We start from the raw sequence: 17,672 nt of genomic DNA on the forward strand, positions 1-17,672 counted from the left end.
CTCCGGCATCTCCGGCGCGATCCAGCACCGGGCCGGCATGCAGACCTCCAAGACCATCGTGGCGATCAACAAGGACGCCGAGGCCCCGATCTTCGACCTGGTCGACTACGGCGTGGTCGGCGACCTCTTCGACGTCGTCCCCCAGCTCACCGAAGAGATCAACACCCGCAAGGGCTGAACCCGTTCGGGCGTACGAGGCCCCCGCGACCGCTTCCGCGCGGTGGCGGGGGCCTCGGCTCATTCCAGGGTCAGGGCCGCCTGCACCGGGAGATGGTCGCTGGGGAACTGCCCGTTCAGCGTGAAGGTGTTGATCGCCGCGCGGTGGGTCGTGACGCCGGACGAGGCGAGGATCCAGTCGATGCGGTCGCCCTCCGGTGTCAGTGGCTGGTAACCGTGGAAGGTCCCGTACAGCCTGCTCCGCTCGGCCGCGCTGTCCCAGGTGTCGACCAGGCCCGCGCCCAGCATCGTGTCGTAGACCGCGTTCTTGTGGGCGGCGACGTTGAAGTCCCCGGTCACCAGGACCGGGAGCGTCGGGTCGAGCCCGGCGATCCGCTGGGTGATCAGTGACGCGGCACGCGCGCGTGCGTACTCGCTCGCGTTGTCGAGGTGCGTGTTGAGGACGTGGAACTCCCGGTCTCCGTCGAGCAGGTCCCGGAAGCGGACCGAGGTCACCATCCGGATGGAGGCGCCGCCCCAGGTGTTCGAGCCGATCACGTTCGGGGTCTCGGAGAGCCAGAAGTGCTCGTACTCGCGCGGGGCGAGTCGGCGGGCGTCGTAGAAGACCGCCATGAACTCGTCGCGGCTGCCGCCCGCGCGTCCGGTGCCGATCCAGTCGTAGTGCGGTCCGAGGTCACTCTTGATGTCGCGCAGCTGCTGGTACAGACCCTCCTGGGTGCCGAGGAGGTGCGGGCCCTCGCGGCGCAGCAGCTCACGCATCACGGGTCTGCGGGCGGTCCAGCTGTTGGGCTCGGCGGTACTCGCGAAGCGGAGGTTGAACGACATGACCTGGAGGGGGCCGCCTCGGGGCTCGTCCGCCGAGGCGGGGACGGGCGAGAGTGCTGTACTGGACAGGGGCATGAAGATCGTGGCCGCTAACGCGGTCTTCATGCCCATACGGCGTGTGACTCGGCTGTGGTTCGGCACAGGGGCTCCTTCTGCGGCGGCTTCCGGGCGAGTCGGGCGGGGAGTGCTGTGAGGTCGCGGTGTGTGCTGTGAAGTTGTCTGTTGAACGGTGCCAGATGGACGTGAGCATGCCGAGATGTCGGAGTGGATCGAAGGGGAGTCGGTGTTGACCGGCGGAAAGGTTGCCGGATAACTTCGTTCTACGGATTGTTGATTCCGTAAAGCGGAAAACAGGAGGGTGCGGGATGGGTCAGGGCCAGCAGGAGCAGGTGGCGACGAGCCTCGCGGGCGCCGTCAGCGAGGAGATCAGCGCCTCCCTCGCCCCGGTCGACGCCGAACTGGAGCGCCGCTACCCCGGAGACCCCGGCACCCGCCAGCCCGTCCACACCGTGTACGTCCCCGGTGACGCCTTCGCCGCCGACACCATCCGTTCCTGGGGCGACCAGGCCCTCGCCGCGCTCGACGAACACGCCCCGGACGCCGCCTCCTTCGCGGCGGTCCTGGGCCTGTCAGACGAACTCGCGGGGCCGGTCTACTCCCGCGTCCGTGCCAAGCTGGAGCACGAGCCCGTCGAGGACCTGCGCGTCGACTTCGAGGACGGCTACGGCCCCCGGCCGGACGCCGAGGAGGACGAGACGGCCGCCCGTGCGGCCCGGCTGATCGCGGAGGCGTTCGAGAACGGCACGGCGGCGCCGTACATGGGCATCCGCATGAAGTGCATGGAGGCGGCCGTTCGCGACCGGGGGATCCGCACGCTCGACATCTTCCTCACCGGTCTGATGGAGGCCGGAGGTCTGCCCGACGGGCTGGTCCTGACGCTGCCGAAGGTGACGTATCCCGAACAAGTCAGTGCCATGGTCCGCCTTCTCGAGGCCTTCGAGAAGGCGCGCGGCCTAGAGCCCGGCCGGATCGGCTTCGAGATCCAGATCGAGACCAGCCAGGCCATCCTCGCCACCGACGGCACCGCGACCGTCGCCCGGATGATCCAGGCCGCCGAGGGCCGCGCCACCGGTCTGCACTACGGAACCTTCGACTACAGCGCCTGCCTCGGCGTGTCCGCCGCCTACCAGGCCAGCGACCACCCGGCCGCCGACCACGCCAAGGCGATCATGCAGGTCGCGGCCGCGGGGACGGGCGTACGCGTGTCGGACGGCTCGACGAACGTGCTGCCCATCGGCCCGACCGCCAAGGTCCACGACGCCTGGCGGCTGCACTACGGCCTCACCCGCCGCGCCCTGGCCCGCGCCTACTACCAGGGCTGGGACATGCACCCCCGCCACATCCCCACCCGCTACGCCGCCGTCTTCGCCTTCTACCGCGAGGGCTTCGAACAGGCCGCCGCCCGCCTCGCCCGCTACGCCAACCGCACGGGCGGTGACGTCATGGACGAGCCCGCCACCGCCAAGGCCCTCAGCGGCTACCTGCTGCGTGGCCTCGACTGCGGCGCCCTCGACATCGCCGAGGTCGCCCGCCTGTCCGGCCTGACCCGGGCGGACCTGGAGGGCTTCGCGGCACCGAGGCGGGGGGACCTTACGGTCTCCGGCAAGTAGCGGGCCTGTCACAGCGGTCACGGCCGGCCGGCGCTGTCACCCCTGCCCCGTAGTGTGTACGGCACGCACGGACGGGTCACAGGAACGGGGCGGCGGTGTCTTCGGGGGAGTACGGGCAGACGGACGGGATCGGGCGGGTGCTGGCCGGGCGCTATCGGGTCGTGGCGCAGCTCGGGCGCGGCGGCATGGGCGTCGTGTGGCGGGCCGTCGACGAGGTGCTGGGGCGTGAGGTCGCCGTCAAGGAACTGCGGACGTACACGGACGCCGACGGGCCCGAACTCGCCGGTATGCGACTGCGGATGCAGCGCGAGGCCCGGGCGGCGGCCAGGGTGCGGCATCCCGGCGTCGTGGCCGTGCACGACGTCACCGAGGTCGACGGCCGTCCGCTGATCGTCATGGAACTGGTGGACGGGCCGTCCCTGGACGACGTCCTGCGCGAGCGCGGCACCCTCGACGCGTGCGAGGCGGCCGGGATCGGCGCCAAGGTCATGGACGCCCTGGCCGCCGCCCACCGCGCGGGCGTCCTGCACCGTGACGTGAAGCCGGGCAACATCCTGCTCGACCGCTCGGGCCGCGTCGTCCTCACCGACTTCGGCATAGCCACCATGGAGGACCCGGGCGACGGCTCGGCCACCCACCTCACCCGCAGCGGCGAACTCGTCGGCTCCCTGGACTACCTGGCACCCGAACGCGCCCAGGGCGCCGACCCCGGCCCCGCCTCCGACATCTGGGCCCTGGGTGCCACGCTGTTCGCGACGGTCGAGGGCGCCGCGCCCTTCCGCCGTACGTCCACCTTCTCCACCCTCACCGCCATCGTCAGCGAGCCCCTGCCCGAAACCCGCCGCGCCGGTCCCCTGGCGCCCGTGCTCCAGCGGCTGCTGGACAAGCGTCCCGAGTCCCGCCCGGAGGCCGACGAGGCACGGGAGCTGTTGCAGGCGGTGGCGGACTCGGACGGTACGGATGCGCCGACGACGACGCTGAGGCGTACGGCGGGCGCTCCGGCCGTACCTCCGGGTCTCGGGCCGCCGGAGGCGACGGGGTCCGCAGGGCAGGGGGACGGGGCCGGGGCCCCGGGATTCGGTCCGGTGCAGCAGGGCGGGTCCGGTGCGCCGGGGTTCGGTTCTGCGGAGGCTGCGGGAACGGCCACGCCCGGGTTCGGTCCCGTGGAGCCTGCGGCAACGGCCGCGCCGGGCTTCGGGGCGGCAGAGCAAGCGGTGCCGGGGGCGCCGGGTCATGCGCCTCCCGCATCATCACCGCCGCCGTCCGGCCCGGCCCCCGCGTCCATGCCCGGTACCTCCCCTCCCACCGGCCCCATGTCCGCCTCCACCCCACCCCGCCGCAAGGGCGGCCGTGCCCTCCTCGCCGGCGCGGCCCTCACCGTCGTCCTCGTCACGGCAGGTACCACCGTCGCCCTGCTGAACGACCAGGGAGACGCCGAAGCCGGGAAGCCGCCCGCCACGTCCGCCACCTCCGCCGGCGCCGGTGCCTCGGCGGCAGGCCGGGCCGACGCCGGTCGCACCGGCGACCCCGAGGCCACGGAGGAGGGCGACGACAAAACCCCGACGGCGACCAGGGCCCCGAGCGGCAGGACCGACACCAACCCCACCGGCCGGGCCGACACGTCCTCCCCGGCCAAGACCTCGGGGAGCGGCACCAACGGCGGTACCTCCGGCGGCGGTTCCGGTGACGGTGGTACGACGGGCGGAGGCGGCACGACAGGCGGCGGTACGGCGACCACCCCGGCCGCCTCATGCCGGTCCGTCGGCGGCGGCAAGTACAACTGCGAGGTCTGGCGCACCGCCAAGTCGTACACCGCCTCCGGCATGGAGGCCGGCGTCCTCAACGAGGGCACCAGCTACTTCTACTGCCAGCAGAACCTGGGCCGCCGCGAGACGTACGGCGAGTGGACCAACGTCTGGTGGGCGAAGACGGACGACGACAGCGGCAACACGAACGTCTACGTCAGCGACGTCTACATCAAGGGCGGCGACAACGACGAGCCGGTGCCGGGGCTCCCGGTCTGCTGAACCCGTACGTGCCGCTCCAGGCCGGAAGCCGTCACCCGCTTCTCGTCCTTGAACAGCCGCGTACCGCGCTCGCACAACCGCCGGTCGGCTCGGGCCCGCGCGCAGAACTCCTCGGGCGTGACCCCGAACAGCTCCCGCAACCGGGCGGAGCCGACGAGGAGTTCGCTGAGCAGCGCCCGCTGGCCCGGGTGCGTGCGCGGGATGCCGGTGCCGTCGTGCAGGACGCCGTGGCGGTTGACGTACGCGTACACGCCTGGGAGCGTCACCCCGGCCCCCAGCTCGACCCGGACCTCGGACGCGGGCAGCCACCTACGGGCGTAGTTGCCGTTCGCCAGCGGCACACCCTCGCTCGCGTCGACCACCGCGAGCTGATCGGCGTCCAGCCAGATGACGAACAACTCCCTTACCGCGCCCGGCGCCTCGAAGGGCGACGCGGACACGTACCCCAGGCGGCTGACGTGCGCGGAGACGCCGACGTCGATGCCGGTGACCCGGGCCCTGACCATCGGGATGGGCGAGGTGATCCCGACCTCGGCCATCTTGTGGCGCAGTTGGGCCGGGCTGGCGTTGGAGCCCACGGCCAGGACGGGCGTGCGGCTCTCGTGCACGAGGTCGTCGAGGGGGAACAGGTGGTCCCCGTGCAGGAGCGTGGATTCCGGTGGCCACATGCCCGGGTAGAGCAACGGATGATCACGTGGCGCCTCGGCCAGACCCAGTGCCTCCAGGGTGCGGCCGTACACCTTGCGCAGGTTTCTCGTGAGGTCGTCCATGGGCCGCTCAGTCCGTCGGTGGCAGCTCGCCCGAGCCGCGGGTGATCAGCCGGGTCGGCAGCTCGATCCGCTCCGGGGTGAGCAGGGTGCCGTCCAGCTGGCGGAAGAGCCGCTCGGCGGCCGTACGGCCCAGGGCTGCCGCGTCCTGGGCGACGACCGTGACGCCCGGCTGGAGCAGGTCGGCGAGTTCGATGTCGTCGAAGCCCACGAGGGCGACACGGCGGGCCTGTTCGGCGAGGACGCGGATCACGGTGACCGTCACCCGGTTGTTGCCCGCGAAGACCGCGGTGACGGGGGAGGGGCCGGACAGCATCTCCTCGGCCGCCCGCCGCACCCGCCCGGGGTCGGTGACGCCCAGGGACATCCAGGAGTCCTCCACCGTTATGCCCGCGTCCTCCATGGCGGTCCGGTAGCCGCGCAGCCGTTCGGCGGCGGTGTGGATGCGCGGCATGTCACCGATGAAGCCGATCCGCCGGTGCCCGTGGGCGATGAGGTGGGCCACGCCGTCGCGGGCACCGCCGAAGTTGTCCGACAGGACGACATCGGCGTCGATCTGTCCGGCCGGACGGTCCACGAACACCGTCGCGACACCGGCCTTCAGCTCGGGCTCCAGATAGCGGTGGTCGTCGCCGGCCGGAATCACCACGAGCCCGTCCACCCGCCGTGCGCACAGCGCCAGCACCAACTCCTGCTCGCGGTCCGGGTCCTCCGCGCTGGAACCGTTGATCAGCAGTGCTCCATGGGCGCGGGCCACCTCCTCGACGGCGCGGCTGAGCGGGCCGTAGAACGGGTCCGCGAGGTCCTCCAGGACCAGCCCGATACTGGCGGTGCGGCCCTTGCGCAGTACCCGCGCGCTGTCGTTGCGGCGAAAGCCGAGCGCGTCGATGGCCTCCTGGACGCGGCGCTCCGTCTCCGGCGTGACCCCCGGCTCCCCGTTGACCACACGCGAGACCGTTTTCAGCCCGACACCGGCCCGCGCGGCCACGTCCTTCATGGTCGGACGGTTGCCGTAGCGGGTGCCGGACAGACGGTCTGCTCGGCTGTGGGTCTCGGGCACGATGCGGTGTCCTGTCCTGTCGTCCACGGGGGTGTGGCGATCCATGATGTTGTATGAGGATGTGGCGTCGAGCATAGAGCCTGGACAACGTTGTCAGATGCGGGAGACACTGTCCACCGCAATCTCCGGCCTGCGCCCCCACCGCGAGACCGGCCTGCTGGTTCTTCATGGTTGTTCTCTGGTTGTCCATGTCTGACGGGGAGATCCGACACTGATGCACACCGACCTCGTGGCCGCGCTCGACATCGGCGGCACCAAGATCGCCGGGGCGCTGGTCGACGGCCACGGCCGGATCCAGGCCCGCGCGCAGCGCGCCACGCCCGCACGGGAGGACGGCGAGACCGTCATGCGGGCCGTCGAGGAGGTGATCGGCGAGCTGACCGCATCGCCTCTGTGGGGACGGGCAACGGCGCTCGGGATCGGCAGTGCGGGCCCGGTGGACGCCTCCACGGGCACGGTGAGCCCGGTGAACGTGCCCGGCTGGCGCGACTACCCCCTGGTCCAGCGGGTGCGTGCCGCAGCCGGTGGGCTGCCCGTCGAGCTGATCGGCGACGGTGTCGCGATCACGGCCGCCGAGCACTGGCAGGGCGCGGCCCGCGGCCACGACAACGCCCTGTGCATGGTGGTCTCGACGGGCGTCGGCGGCGGTCTGGTCCTCAACGGTCAGCTGCATCCGGGCCCGACCGGCAACGCCGGCCACATCGGGCACATCAGCGTCGACCTCTACGGCGACTCGTGCCCGTGCGGTTCGCGCGGCTGCGTGGAGCGGATCGCCAGCGGCCCCAACATCGCCCGGCGAGCGTTCGAGAACGGCTGGCGGCCCGGCCCGGACGGCGACGCCTCCGCCGCCTCGGTGGCCGCCTCCGCCCGCGCCGGCGACCCGGTCGCGGTGGCTTCCTTCGAGCGGGCCGCCCAGGCGCTGGCCGCGGGGATCGCGGCCACCGCCACCCTCGTGGAGATCGATGTCGCCGTCATCGGCGGCGGTGTGGGCAAGGCGGGCGACGTGCTGTTCACGCCACTGCGCAGGGCCCTGAGCGACTACGCGACCCTGTCCTTCGTCCAGCGGCTGACGGTGACGCCCGCCCAGATGGGCACCGACGCGGGGCTGGTGGGCGCGGCCGCGGCGGCGCTCGCCAGACAGGCGGACGCGACTGCGGCGGGAGTCTGACGCACTGGGCAGGAACGTTCATTCGGAAGCTCGGTCGACCCGCACGGGTCGGCCGAGCTTCGTGGTTCACGGCACATCGTCGATTTTGAACATGTTCAATTTTTCGCGCTAGGCTTGCCCCACACGAAGGGGGAGCCCAATGAAGATCGTGATTCCCGGGGGAACCGGACAGGTGGGCACGGTCCTGGACCGCGCGCTGACCGCCGCGGGCCACGAGGTCGTCGTCCTGACACGACGACCGCGGCATGTGCGCGAGGTCGCCTGGGACGGGGAGACGCCGGGTGCGTGGGCCGAGGAGATCGACGGCAGCGACGTGGTGATCAACCTGGCCGGCCGCAGTGTCAGCTGCCGCTACACCGAGGCCAACCTGCGGGCCATGATGGATTCGCGGGTACGTTCCACGCGGGTCGTGGGTGAGGCGATCGAGGCCGCGGTGCGCCCGCCCCGTCTCTGGCTGCAGATGAGTACGGCCACTGTCTACGCGCACCGCTTCGACGCCCCGAACGACGAGGTGACGGGTGTGATCGGGGGCGACGAGGCCGGCGTACCCGACTACTGGGCCCACAGCGTGGAGATCGCCAGGAACTGGGAACTGGCCCAGCAGCAGGCGCGGACCCCGCACACCCGCAAGGTCGCCCTGCGCTCGGCGATGGTGATGAGCCCCGACCGCGGCGGCGTCTTCGACGTCCTGTCGTGGCTGGCGCGGCTCGGGCTCGGCGGCCCGGTCGCGGGAGGCGCCCAGTACGTGTCCTGGATCCACGACCGGGACTTCGTGCGCGCGGTCGAGTTCCTGATCGACCGCGACGACGTCGACGGGCCGGTGAACCTCGCCGCTCCCGGGCCGCTGCCGCAGCGCGCGTTCATGCGTGGGCTGCGCTCGGCGTGGCGTGTTCCGGCGGGCCTGCCCGCGACGAAGTGGATGGCGGAGATCGGCGCGTTCGTCCTGCGCTCCGACACCGAACTCCTGCTGAAGAGCCGCCGCGTGGTCCCCGGCCGGCTGCTCGACTCGGGGTTCGCCTTCGACCACGCCGAGTGGCCGGGAGCCGCCGAGGACCTGGTACGGCGGCTGCGTGGCGGGGCGGGGCCCGTCGGGCCGACCCCTCGGCGTCGACTTCCGGCACTGTCGCGATCACTTCAGCGCCGGGCGTGACCTGCGCGGCGGTTCGCCAGTTGATCCCGGTATGAAGAAGCGCAGCATGCTCGCCATCGCCTCCCTCGCCACCGGCTTCGTCGTCGCGGCGGTCTCCCCTTCCCACGCCGCGGGGGAGGAACTGGGTGACCTCGTCGTCGACAAGACCCTCAGCGCCCTCGACCAGACCGTCTCCAGCGACAGCCTGGCCGATGTCGACGAGGGCACCCTCGGCCAGAACGGCTGACGAGGTACGGGCTCAGCAGGACCGTGGCGCCGGCGCCCCCGGAAGGAGGGGGCGTCGGCGCCCCTTTGTGCGCCCTCAACTGCGGCTGGTTTCCGTGGCAGGGTGGAGCGGGCAAGCCTCAGGGGGCCAGTAGCAGAGGGGGAAACGTGATCGTCTGGGTCAACGGCGCGTTCGGTGCGGGGAAGACCACCACCGCACGGGAACTGATCGAACTGATCCCGAACAGCACGCTCTTCGACCCCGAGGTCATCGGCGGAGCACTCTGGCACCTGCTGCCGCCCAAACACCTCGCAGAGGTCGGCGACTTCCAGGACCTGCCGATCTGGCGACGGCTCGTGATCGACACGGCGGCCGCGATGCTCGCCGAGCTGGGCGGGACCCTGGTGGTCCCGATGACCCTCCTGCGCCAGGACTACCGGGACGAGATCTTCGGCGGCCTGGCCGCGCGCCGGATCGCCGTCCGGCATGTCCTGCTCGCCCCGGCGGAAACGATCCTGCGCGAGCGAATAGCCGGGCGGAAGATCCCGCCCGACCTGCCCGACGGCGAGATGCGGCAACGGCAGTGGGCGTACGACCACATCGAGCCGTACCGGGCCGCCCTGGCCTCCTGGCTCACCGCCGACGCGCACCCCGTCGACAGCGGGGCCCTCACGCCGTACGAGACCGCCGCCCGGATCGCGGCGGCCGTCAGCGCCGGGACCGTGCCCGTGTGCGACATCGTCCAGACGCCCGAGCCCACCGCCGAGACCCTCGCGGCGGGGGTCCTGCTCTTCGACGAGCAGGACCGGGTGCTGCTCGTGGATCCCACCTACAAGGCCGGCTGGGAGTTTCCCGGCGGCGTCGTCGAACCCGGCGAGGCGCCGGCCCGCGCCGGTGTGCGCGAGGTCGAGGAGGAGACCGGGATCCGCCTGGACGACGTACCCCGCCTCCTGGTCGTCGACTGGGAGCCGCCCGCACCCCCCGGTTACGGCGGTCTGCGCCTCCTCTTCGACGGCGGCCGGCTCGACTCCGCCGATGCTGCGCGGCTGCTGCTGCCCGGCCCCGAGCTGCGCGGCTGGCGCTTCGCCAGCGAGGAGGAGGCCGCCGACCTGCTGCCGCCCGTCCGCTACGAACGGCTGCGGTGGGCCCTGCGGGCGCGGGAACGCGGCGCGGCGATGTATCTGGAGGCCGGGATACCGGTCGGCTGATCCGCGATGAGGTCCCCGCCGCTGCCTGGCGCCGGCGGGGACTTCGGCGTGCCCCGGGTGGCGATCTCCGAGGGAGACGAGTGCCAAGCGGAGCCCGCGAGACCGTAGCAATACCTCTATGTGAGAGCTAACTGGACGCCGCGCTCTCGTCAACTCTTGGCAACGAGCGCAAACAATCACTTTTCAGCCACTTATCCGCCTTGACCGGACTCACGACGCGTTGCGAAAGTCCGCTCAGTCGCACGGCGACGGCAACGAGCGTCGCCCATGCCTTTCACCCAGGGGCACCTCCGCATGACGAGTCCCTCCACTTCGGCGACCGCGGAAACTCCGCTACAGCCTCAGCCCATATCCGGGACGTCCGAACGATGACGACGCAACACCAGCCGGTCCCGATCGGCACCGGCACCACGCTCCCGGCCGACGAACAACCGTCGGCCTCCCGGCCCGGCGGCCCCGCCATCGCGGGACGGTCACCGGCCCGCATGGCCTGGAACCGCATCAGGCGGGACAAGGTGACCATGGCCGCGTTCGTGGTCACCGTCCTGTTCATCCTGATCGCGCTCCTGGCCCCGGTGCTCACGGCGCTCACCGGCTGGGGCCCCATCACCCCGGACGGGAAGGCCATCGACCCGGACACGGGCAACTTCCCCCGCGGTTCTCTGGGCGGTATCAGCCTCGACCACCTGCTGGGGGTCGAGCCGGGCACGGGATACGACCTGTTCGCCCGGATCGTCTACGGCCTGCGCACCTCGCTCGTGGTCGGCTTCGCGTCGGCCGTGCTGTCCACCGTCGCCGGAGTGGTGGCCGGCCTCGCGGCAGGCTATTCGGGCGGCTGGGTCGACTCCCTGCTGTCACGGGCCATGGACGTGATGCTGGCGTTCCCGCAGTTGCTGTTCATCATCGCGCTCACCCCGGTCATCCAGAACGCGCTGCAGACCAACAGCCACGGCGGTACCGACGAGAACCTCCGGCTGCTGGTCCTGGTCCTCAACATCGCGGTGTTCGCCTGGGCCTACACCGCCCGCCTGGTGCGCGGGCAGGTACTTTCCCTGCGCGAGCGGGAGTTCGTCGACGCCGCGCGGATCATGAGCGCCGGCCGAGGGCACATCCTCTTCCGCCAGCTGCTGCCGAACCTCTGGGCACCGATCCTGATCTCCTTCGCGCTCGCCGTCCCGCAGAACATCACCACCGAGGCGGCCCTGTCGTACCTGGGTGTGGGCGTCATCCCGCCCAACCCGGACTGGGGAGCCCTGCTCTCGGACGCCTCCCAGTTCTTCCTGCAGGACCCGATGTACCTGTTCGTCCCCGGTGTCCTGCTCCTCGTCCTCGTCCTCGCACTCAACCTCCTCGGAGACGGAGTCCGGGACGCCCTCGATCCCCGCGCAGGCCGTAGCTGACGCGTTGCCCTGAGCGCCGGCCCGGACGGACCCCGTAAAGGGCCGCCCGAAGCCGGACCAGTTCCAGAACGGAGTGTTTGCCGATGACGCGCAGAACGCGCACCCTCGCCCTCACGGCGTCCGCCGTGGCGATAGCCCTGGGGGCCACCGCATGCGGGGGCTCCTCCAGCACCACCAGCAGTGGTGCCCCGACGAAGGGGGGCACGCTGACGATCCTCAACGATGCCGACTACGACCATCTCGACCCCCAGCGGGCCTACACGACCGAGGGTTCGAGCATGGACGAGGAGATCGTCCGCACCCTCACCGGCTGGGACGAGACGGGCTCGACGCCGAAGCTGGTCGGCGACCTGGCCACCGACACGGGGGCGCCCAGCAAGGGCGCCACCGTGTGGACCTTCCATCTGCGCCACGGGATCAAGTACCAGGACGGCACCGAGGTCACTGCCCAGGACGTCAAGTACGGCGTCGAGCGGACGTTCTCTCCGGACATCAACGGCGGCCCGCCGTACGCCAGTCAGTGGCTGGTGGGCGGCTCCACGTACCAGGGCCCCTACAAGGGGCAGCAGCTCAGCTCCATCCGGACGCCGGACAAGTACACTATCGCCTTCCATCTGAACCAGCCCGTCGCCGACTTCAACGAGACGACGGCCATGACCGGGTGGTCCGCCGTGCCCAAGGCCCACGACACCGGCGCGACGTACGACACGCACGTCTGGTCCGACGGGCCGTACATGATGAAGTCGTACGCCAAGAACAAGGAACTCGTCCTCGTCCGGAACAAGAACTGGAGCCCGACGACCGACCCGATCCGCGAACAGAACGTCGACGAGATCGACGTGAAGTTCGGTCAGGACCAGGCCGCCATCGACCAGCAGATCAAGTCCGACGCCGGCACCGCCCAGACGTCGATCATGCAGACGCCGATCGCCGGCTCCGACCTGACGCCGATCGCGGGCGACGCGTCGCTCAAGTCGCGCTATTACAAGATCCCGGCCCCGGGGATCAACTACATGGCGATCAACACGAGTCGGGTCAAGGACGTGAGGGTGCGTCAGGCGATCGAGGACGTCGTCGACAAGACCACCGCCCGCGGTGCCTTCGGCGGTTCGGCCTACGGCGACTACGCGACCTCGGTGCTGAGCCCCGGCATCGGCGGCTACAAGAAGTTCGACCTGTACAGCGCCGATCCCGCGGGTGACCTCGCCAAGGCCAAGGCGCTGATGAAGCAGGCCGGCAATCCCAAGCCCACCATGTCGCTCGCGGTGGAGAACATCACCACGCATGAGCACTTCGCCGACGCGGTGAAGACCTCGCTCGGGAAGATCGGCATCACCGTCAACATCACCCCGATCGACGCGGCGAACTACTTCAGCACCGTGGACAACGTGAAGAACCAGTACGACCTGACCTGGGGCGACTGGATCGCGGACTGGCCGAACGCCTCCACCGTCCTGCCCGTCCTGTTCGACGGAGCCCAGATCGCGAAGCTGCCGCAGTCCAACCAGGACCTGTCGTACCTGAACGACGCGAAGGTCAACGCGCAGATCGACAAGATCTCCAGGATGACCGGCATCAACGAGGCCAACACCGCCTACGGAAACCTGGACGAGCAGATCATGAAGGACGCCGCCGTCGTCCCGCTGATGTACATGAACTTCAGCGAGCTGGCGGGCTCCAAGGTCGGCGGCGTCATCCCGGACACCATCCTCGCCGAGCCGAGCCTGGTGCACGCCTACGTCAACCACTGACGCCCCCTCCGTCCGCCCCCCCGCCGGCGGTGCGCCGCCGGCGGGGGCCTCCCCCTCACGTCAGGTCCCGGGACGACATGCTTCGCTATCTCATCCGACGTCTGCTGGCAGCGGCCGCGATCCTGATGGTGATCACCGTGATCACCTTCGTCATCTTCTACGCCCTGCCCTCCGACCCCGCACTCCTGGCCTGCGGAAAGACCTGCTCGCCCTCCCGGTTGGAGGAGATCAGGCACTCGCTGGGCCTCGACCGGACCTTCGTCACGCAGTTCTGGGAGTTCTTCAAGGGGCTCTTCGTCGGCCGTGACTTCGGCGACCAGAGTGTGCGCGTGCACTGCGGCGCGCCCTGCCTCGGGGTCTCCTTCCAGACCGACACGCCGGTCCTCACCACCCTGTTGGACGACTTCCCGGCGGACCTGTCGCTCGGCCTCGGCTCCGCGGTGGTCTTCCTCGTCCTGGGCGTCGGCCTCGGCACGGTCGCCGCCGTGCGCAGGGGCCGGGCCGCGGACAAGGCGGCGGTCGGACTGGCGCTGGTCGGCGTCTCCGTGCAGATCTACTTCATCGGTCTGCTGCTGCTCTTCCTGTTCGTCGACAAGTGGCAGATCCTCCCCGCGGCCGGCTACACACCGTTCACCCGGAACCCGGCCGCCTGGTTCCAGGGGCTCGTCCTGCCGTGGGCCACCCTGGTCATCGTCTACCTCGCGCTGTACACCCGGCTCACCCGCTCCTCCATGCTGGAGGTCTTCGCCGAGGACTACATGCGCACCGCCCGCGCCAAGGGACTGCCCGTCGCCAAGGTCGTCCTCAAGCACGGCCTGCGGGCCGCGATCACCCCGATCATCACCATCTTCGGCATGGACGTCGGCTCGCTGATCGGCGGCTCCGCCGTCATCACCGAGTCGGTCTTCGGCATCAACGGCATCGGCAAGCTGGCGGTGGACTCGGTGCAGAACTCCGACCTGCCGGTCATCCTCGGCACCACGCTCTTCGCCGCCACGTTCGTCGTGCTCGCCAACGTGGTCGTCGACGTGGTGTACGGCCTCGTCGACCCCCGCGTACGCCTCGCCTGAGCCGCCCCAAGCCCCCCGTCGTCACAAGGACAAGCCAGTGACCCTGCACACCTCACCGCAGCCCACGGACGTCACGACGACGTCCACCGCCTTCCTCGACGTACGGGACCTGCGGGTGCACTTCCCCACCGAGGACGGCGTCGTCAAGTCCGTCGACGGAGTCTCCTTCACCCTGGAGAAGGGCCGAACGCTCGGCATCGTCGGCGAGTCCGGATCGGGAAAGTCGGTGACCTCGCTGGCCCTGCTCGGGCTGCACAAGGGCACCCGCGCCACCGTCTCCGGCGAGATCCTGCTGGAGGGCAGGGAACTCGTCGCCCTGCCGGAGCACGAGATGCGCGCGCTGCGCGGCAGGACCGTGTCGATGATCTTCCAGGACCCGCTGTCCGCCCTGCACCCGTACTTCACCGTCGGTGCGCAGATCGCCGAGGCGTACCAGGTGCACCACAGGGTCTCCAGGAAGGAGGCCCGGGACCGCGCCGTGGAGATGCTGAAACGGGTCGGCATCCCGCAGCCCGAACGGCGGGTGAAGGACTACCCGCACCAGTTCTCCGGCGGCATGCGGCAGCGCGCCATGATCGCCATGGCGCTGGTCTGCGACCCCGCGCTGCTCATCGCCGACGAGCCCACGACCGCTCTGGACGTCACCGTCCAGGCGCAGATCCTGGACCTGATCCGCGATCTGCAGGAGGAGTTCGGCTCCGCCGTCATCCTCATCACCCACGACCTCGGCGTGGTGGCCGACGTCGCCGACGACATCCTGGTGATGTACGGCGGCCGCCGCATCGAGTACGGCACCGTACGTGACGTGCTGAAGCGCCCCGAACACCCCTACACCTGGGGCCTGTTGCAGTCGGTGCCGCGCATCGGCGGCGACGTGAGCCGACGGCTGAACCCCGTCCCCGGCACCCCGCCGAGCCTGATCAACCTTCCGGGCGGGTGTGCCTTCCATCCGCGCTGCGCCCACAAGGGCCGGGTGCCGGAGGGACGTTGCGCGGTGGAACGGCCGGAACTGCGGGCGGTCGACGGCACCGACGCGCACCTGGCCGCGTGCCACCTGACCGCGCGGGCGAAGCAGGAGATCCGCGGTGAGAGCGGGAACAGGAGCATGGCGTGAGCACCGACCGGCAGTCGCAGACTCCGCCGACCGACGCGCCGCTGCTCGAGGTCAGGGGGCTGCACAAGCACTTCCCCATCCGCCAGGGCATCGTGTTCCAGCGGCAGATCGGGGCCGTCCGTGCCGTCGACGGCATCGACTTCTCGGTCGGGGCCGGTGAGTCGCTGGGCCTGGTGGGCGAGTCCGGCTGCGGCAAGTCGACCACGGGCCGCCTGGTGACCCGGCTGCTGGAACCCACGGGCGGTTCCATCGTGTTCGACGGCGAGGACATCACCCACAAGCCGGCGGCGAAGCTCCGGGAGCCGCGCCGCAACCTCCAGATGATCTTCCAGGACCCGTACTCCTCGCTGAACCCCCGGCACACGGTCGGCACCATCATCGAGACGCCGATGAGACTCAACGCCGTCGACCCGCCCCAGGGGCACAAGAAGCGGGCGCAGGAGCTGTTGGAGACGGTGGGGCTCAACCCCGAGCACTACAACCGCTACCCGAACGAGTTCTCCGGCGGCCAGCGTCAGCGCATCGGCATCGCTCGCGCCCTGGCCCTGCGGCCCAAGCTCATCGTGGCCGACGAACCGGTGTCGGCGCTGGACGTCTCCATCCAGGCCCAGGTCGTCAACCTGCTGCAGGACCTGCAACGGGAGTTCCGCATCGCCTTCCTCTTCATCGCTCACGACCTCGCCGTGGTGCGCCACTTCTCGGAGCGGGTCGCGGTGATGTACCTCGGCAGGATCGTCGAAGTGGCCGACCGGGAGTCGCTTTACGCGCGGCCGCAGCACCCCTACACGCGTGCGTTGCTGTCCGCCGTCCCGGAGGCCGACCCGGACCTCGCACAGGGGCGCGAACGCATCCGCCTGGCCGGGGACGTACCCTCGCCGATCGACCCGCCCTCCGGCTGCCGGTTCCGCACCCGCTGCCCCAAGTTCGCGCAACAGCTCACCGAGGAGGAACGCACCGCCTGCGTGGAGCGGGAACCCGAGCTGCTCGACCGGGGCGACGGCAACCCGGTCGCCTGTCACTACGCGGAGAGCGTGGCACCGCTGTCGTAGAGGGCGCCGCGGATCTCCTGGTACGGGTAGGGCGTGAGCTTGCCCTCCCGCTCCAGTCGCCGGAAGAAGTCGTTCAGCACGGCTGTGAGGGGCGCGTGGCGGGTGATGATCGCGGTGGCCGCCGACGGCATGCCCTCGGGGCGCGCACCGTCGGCGCACGCGCGTACGAACGCCTCGCGGTCGTCACGGTCGTACCCGTGCAGGGCGGTCGCGAGCCAGTTCACGAAGTACGAGGTGGCGTAGGCGCGGTCGTAGTCGCGGTGTCGGTCGAAGAAGACCCGCTCCTGCGGGGTGAGACGGAAGCGGGAGGACAGTGCGAGGCCGTAGTCGGCGAAGTAGAGCTGCCTGCCGTCAGTGAGGATGTTCTCGAAGTGGGCGTCGAAATGGTGGAGTTCACGCGCCTGAAGGAAGTCGGCGGCCTCGGTCAGACCTTGCTCCACCAGCGCGCAGGCGGCGTCGGCGTCCGGCGTGCGGATCCGTGCGTCGAGCCAGTCGTGGAGGGTGTACGGGACGTACTCCAGGAACAGGGTCAGGCTCGCGGTGGCCGTCCGCAGGGCCTCGATGCGCTCACGCACCTGAGGGCCGCCGCCCCAGTCGGCGACGACCCGGTCCACGTCGGCCAGTTCCTCCGGCAGCGGCTGGGGCTCGTCGGGCAGGACCCGCCAGTGGTGCGTCAGCGGGAAGCCCGAGAACGCCCCGCCGACCACCCCGTTGGTCGTCATCGTGTGCACGGCGAGCTCCCGCCACGCCCCGAAGCCGGGCCCGCCGATGCCGTAGTGGCAGAAGGACGGCAGGCCGAACAGGTTCGCCGTGGACCGGGCGTGCTCCGGGAGCAGTTCGCTGTCCGTCAGCGGCACGCGTTTGACGAAGACCCGTCGGCCCTCCACCTCGACGTGCAGGCCCCGCCCGCCGATCCCGGTGCCGACGGGCACGCCGGACGCCACCAGGTCGGCGAGCTCGCGGTCGCCGAGCAGGGCGAGGGACGTGGCGAGGCCAATGTGGGCGGCGAGACGCGCGGTGCGGGACATGAG

15 protein-coding genes and 1 pseudogene are annotated in these 17,672 nt (G+C 70.7%); 12 read left to right on the top strand and 4 right to left on the bottom strand.

Annotation, left to right across the window (positions count from 1 at the left end; genetic code table 11):
• A pseudogene (locus ADK57_RS09775) lies at positions 1-178 on the top strand (electron transfer flavoprotein subunit alpha/FixB family protein); the annotation flags it as partial.
• A gap of 59 nt (positions 179-237) precedes the next feature.
• Here ADK57_RS09775 and ADK57_RS09780 read toward each other — a convergent pair.
• On the bottom strand, positions 238-1,143 hold the full coding sequence (locus tag ADK57_RS09780) for an endonuclease/exonuclease/phosphatase family protein (protein ID WP_053748985.1): 906 nt from the start codon (positions 1,141-1,143) through the stop codon (positions 238-240).
• 224 nt (positions 1,144-1,367) lie between these two features.
• Here ADK57_RS09780 and ADK57_RS09785 point away from each other — a divergent pair, with 224 nt between their 5' ends.
• Positions 1,368-2,672, top strand: coding sequence for a DUF6986 family protein (locus ADK57_RS09785; protein ID WP_053748986.1), 1,305 nt, complete (start codon positions 1,368-1,370; stop codon positions 2,670-2,672).
• Between the two features lie 95 nt (positions 2,673-2,767).
• The gene (locus ADK57_RS09790; RefSeq protein ID WP_053748987.1) at positions 2,768-4,699 is read left to right on the top strand and encodes a serine/threonine-protein kinase; all 1,932 of its coding nucleotides are present in this window, start codon (positions 2,768-2,770) and stop codon (positions 4,697-4,699) included.
• On the opposite strand, the gene ADK57_RS09795 is transcribed toward ADK57_RS09790, so the two are convergent.
• A complete protein-coding gene (locus ADK57_RS09795; protein WP_053748988.1) occupies positions 4,645-5,469 on the bottom strand; it encodes a hypothetical protein in 825 nt (274 codons plus the stop codon). The two genes, ADK57_RS09790 and ADK57_RS09795, sit on opposite strands and share 55 nt — an antisense overlap.
• 7 nt (positions 5,470-5,476) lie before the next feature.
• Positions 5,477-6,526 carry a LacI family DNA-binding transcriptional regulator gene (locus ADK57_RS09800; RefSeq protein ID WP_053749094.1) on the bottom strand — a complete coding sequence of 350 codons (1,050 nt, stop codon included), beginning with the start codon at positions 6,524-6,526 and terminating at the stop codon, positions 5,477-5,479.
• A gap of 214 nt (positions 6,527-6,740) precedes the next feature.
• On the opposite strand from ADK57_RS09800, the gene ADK57_RS09805 reads away from it, so the two are divergent.
• From ADK57_RS09805 to ADK57_RS09845, 9 genes are all read left to right on the top strand, one after another.
• A complete protein-coding gene (locus ADK57_RS09805; RefSeq protein ID WP_053748989.1) occupies positions 6,741-7,694 on the top strand; it encodes an ROK family protein in 954 nt (317 codons plus the stop codon).
• 139 nt (positions 7,695-7,833) lie between these two features.
• The gene (locus ADK57_RS09810; RefSeq protein WP_053748990.1) at positions 7,834-8,844 is read left to right on the top strand and encodes a TIGR01777 family oxidoreductase; all 1,011 of its coding nucleotides are present in this window, start codon (positions 7,834-7,836) and stop codon (positions 8,842-8,844) included.
• Between the two features lie 31 nt (positions 8,845-8,875).
• Positions 8,876-9,070: a hypothetical protein gene (locus tag ADK57_RS09815; protein WP_053748991.1), complete on the top strand. Its 195-nt coding sequence runs from the start codon at positions 8,876-8,878 to the stop codon at positions 9,068-9,070.
• 146 nt (positions 9,071-9,216) lie between these two features.
• The gene (locus tag ADK57_RS09820; RefSeq protein ID WP_053748992.1) at positions 9,217-10,257 is read left to right on the top strand and encodes an NUDIX hydrolase; all 1,041 of its coding nucleotides are present in this window, start codon (positions 9,217-9,219) and stop codon (positions 10,255-10,257) included.
• Positions 10,258-10,625: 368 nt separating this feature from the next.
• Positions 10,626-11,657, top strand: coding sequence for an ABC transporter permease (locus tag ADK57_RS09825; RefSeq protein WP_053748993.1), 1,032 nt, complete (start codon positions 10,626-10,628; stop codon positions 11,655-11,657).
• Positions 11,658-11,740: 83 nt separating this feature from the next.
• Positions 11,741-13,408, top strand: a complete 1,668-nt coding sequence (locus ADK57_RS09830; protein WP_053748994.1) for an ABC transporter substrate-binding protein — start codon at positions 11,741-11,743, stop codon at positions 13,406-13,408.
• Between the two features lie 77 nt (positions 13,409-13,485).
• Positions 13,486-14,478, top strand: coding sequence for an ABC transporter permease (locus ADK57_RS09835; RefSeq protein WP_053748995.1), 993 nt, complete (start codon positions 13,486-13,488; stop codon positions 14,476-14,478).
• Between the two features lie 37 nt (positions 14,479-14,515).
• Positions 14,516-15,592, top strand: coding sequence for an ABC transporter ATP-binding protein (locus tag ADK57_RS09840; RefSeq protein WP_053748996.1), 1,077 nt, complete (start codon positions 14,516-14,518; stop codon positions 15,590-15,592).
• A complete protein-coding gene (locus ADK57_RS09845) occupies positions 15,589-16,641 on the top strand; it encodes an ABC transporter ATP-binding protein (RefSeq protein WP_053748997.1) in 1,053 nt (350 codons plus the stop codon). Before ADK57_RS09840 ends, ADK57_RS09845 begins: the two co-directional genes overlap by 4 nt.
• On the opposite strand, the gene ADK57_RS09850 is transcribed toward ADK57_RS09845, so the two are convergent.
• A complete protein-coding gene (locus tag ADK57_RS09850) occupies positions 16,611-17,669 on the bottom strand; it encodes a hypothetical protein (protein WP_053749095.1) in 1,059 nt (352 codons plus the stop codon). The genes ADK57_RS09845 and ADK57_RS09850 overlap by 31 nt on opposite strands.
• Between the last annotated feature and the right edge of the window lie 3 nt (positions 17,670-17,672).

Source organism: Streptomyces sp. MMG1533 (assembly GCF_001279775.1).
In the GTDB taxonomy this organism is placed as follows: domain Bacteria; phylum Actinomycetota; class Actinomycetes; order Streptomycetales; family Streptomycetaceae; genus Streptomyces.

What these genes read in the sequence shown, in the direction of transcription:
- ADK57_RS09785 (WP_053748986.1), top strand. Translation starts at nt 1,368, where the DNA reads ATGGGTCAGGGCCAGCAGGAGCAGGTGGCGACGAGCCTCGCGGGCGCC.
- ADK57_RS09795 (WP_053748988.1), bottom strand. Translation starts at nt 5,469, where the DNA reads ATGGACGACCTCACGAGAAACCTGCGCAAGGTGTACGGCCGCACCCTG.
- ADK57_RS09805 (WP_053748989.1), top strand. Translation starts at nt 6,741, where the DNA reads ATGCACACCGACCTCGTGGCCGCGCTCGACATCGGCGGCACCAAGATC.
- ADK57_RS09810 (WP_053748990.1), top strand. Translation starts at nt 7,834, where the DNA reads ATGAAGATCGTGATTCCCGGGGGAACCGGACAGGTGGGCACGGTCCTG.
- ADK57_RS09815 (WP_053748991.1), top strand. Translation starts at nt 8,876, where the DNA reads ATGAAGAAGCGCAGCATGCTCGCCATCGCCTCCCTCGCCACCGGCTTC.
- ADK57_RS09825 (WP_053748993.1), top strand. Translation starts at nt 10,626, where the DNA reads ATGACGACGCAACACCAGCCGGTCCCGATCGGCACCGGCACCACGCTC.
- ADK57_RS09830 (WP_053748994.1), top strand. Translation starts at nt 11,741, where the DNA reads ATGACGCGCAGAACGCGCACCCTCGCCCTCACGGCGTCCGCCGTGGCG.
- ADK57_RS09835 (WP_053748995.1), top strand. Translation starts at nt 13,486, where the DNA reads ATGCTTCGCTATCTCATCCGACGTCTGCTGGCAGCGGCCGCGATCCTG.
- ADK57_RS09850 (WP_053749095.1), bottom strand. Translation starts at nt 17,669, where the DNA reads ATGTCCCGCACCGCGCGTCTCGCCGCCCACATTGGCCTCGCCACGTCC.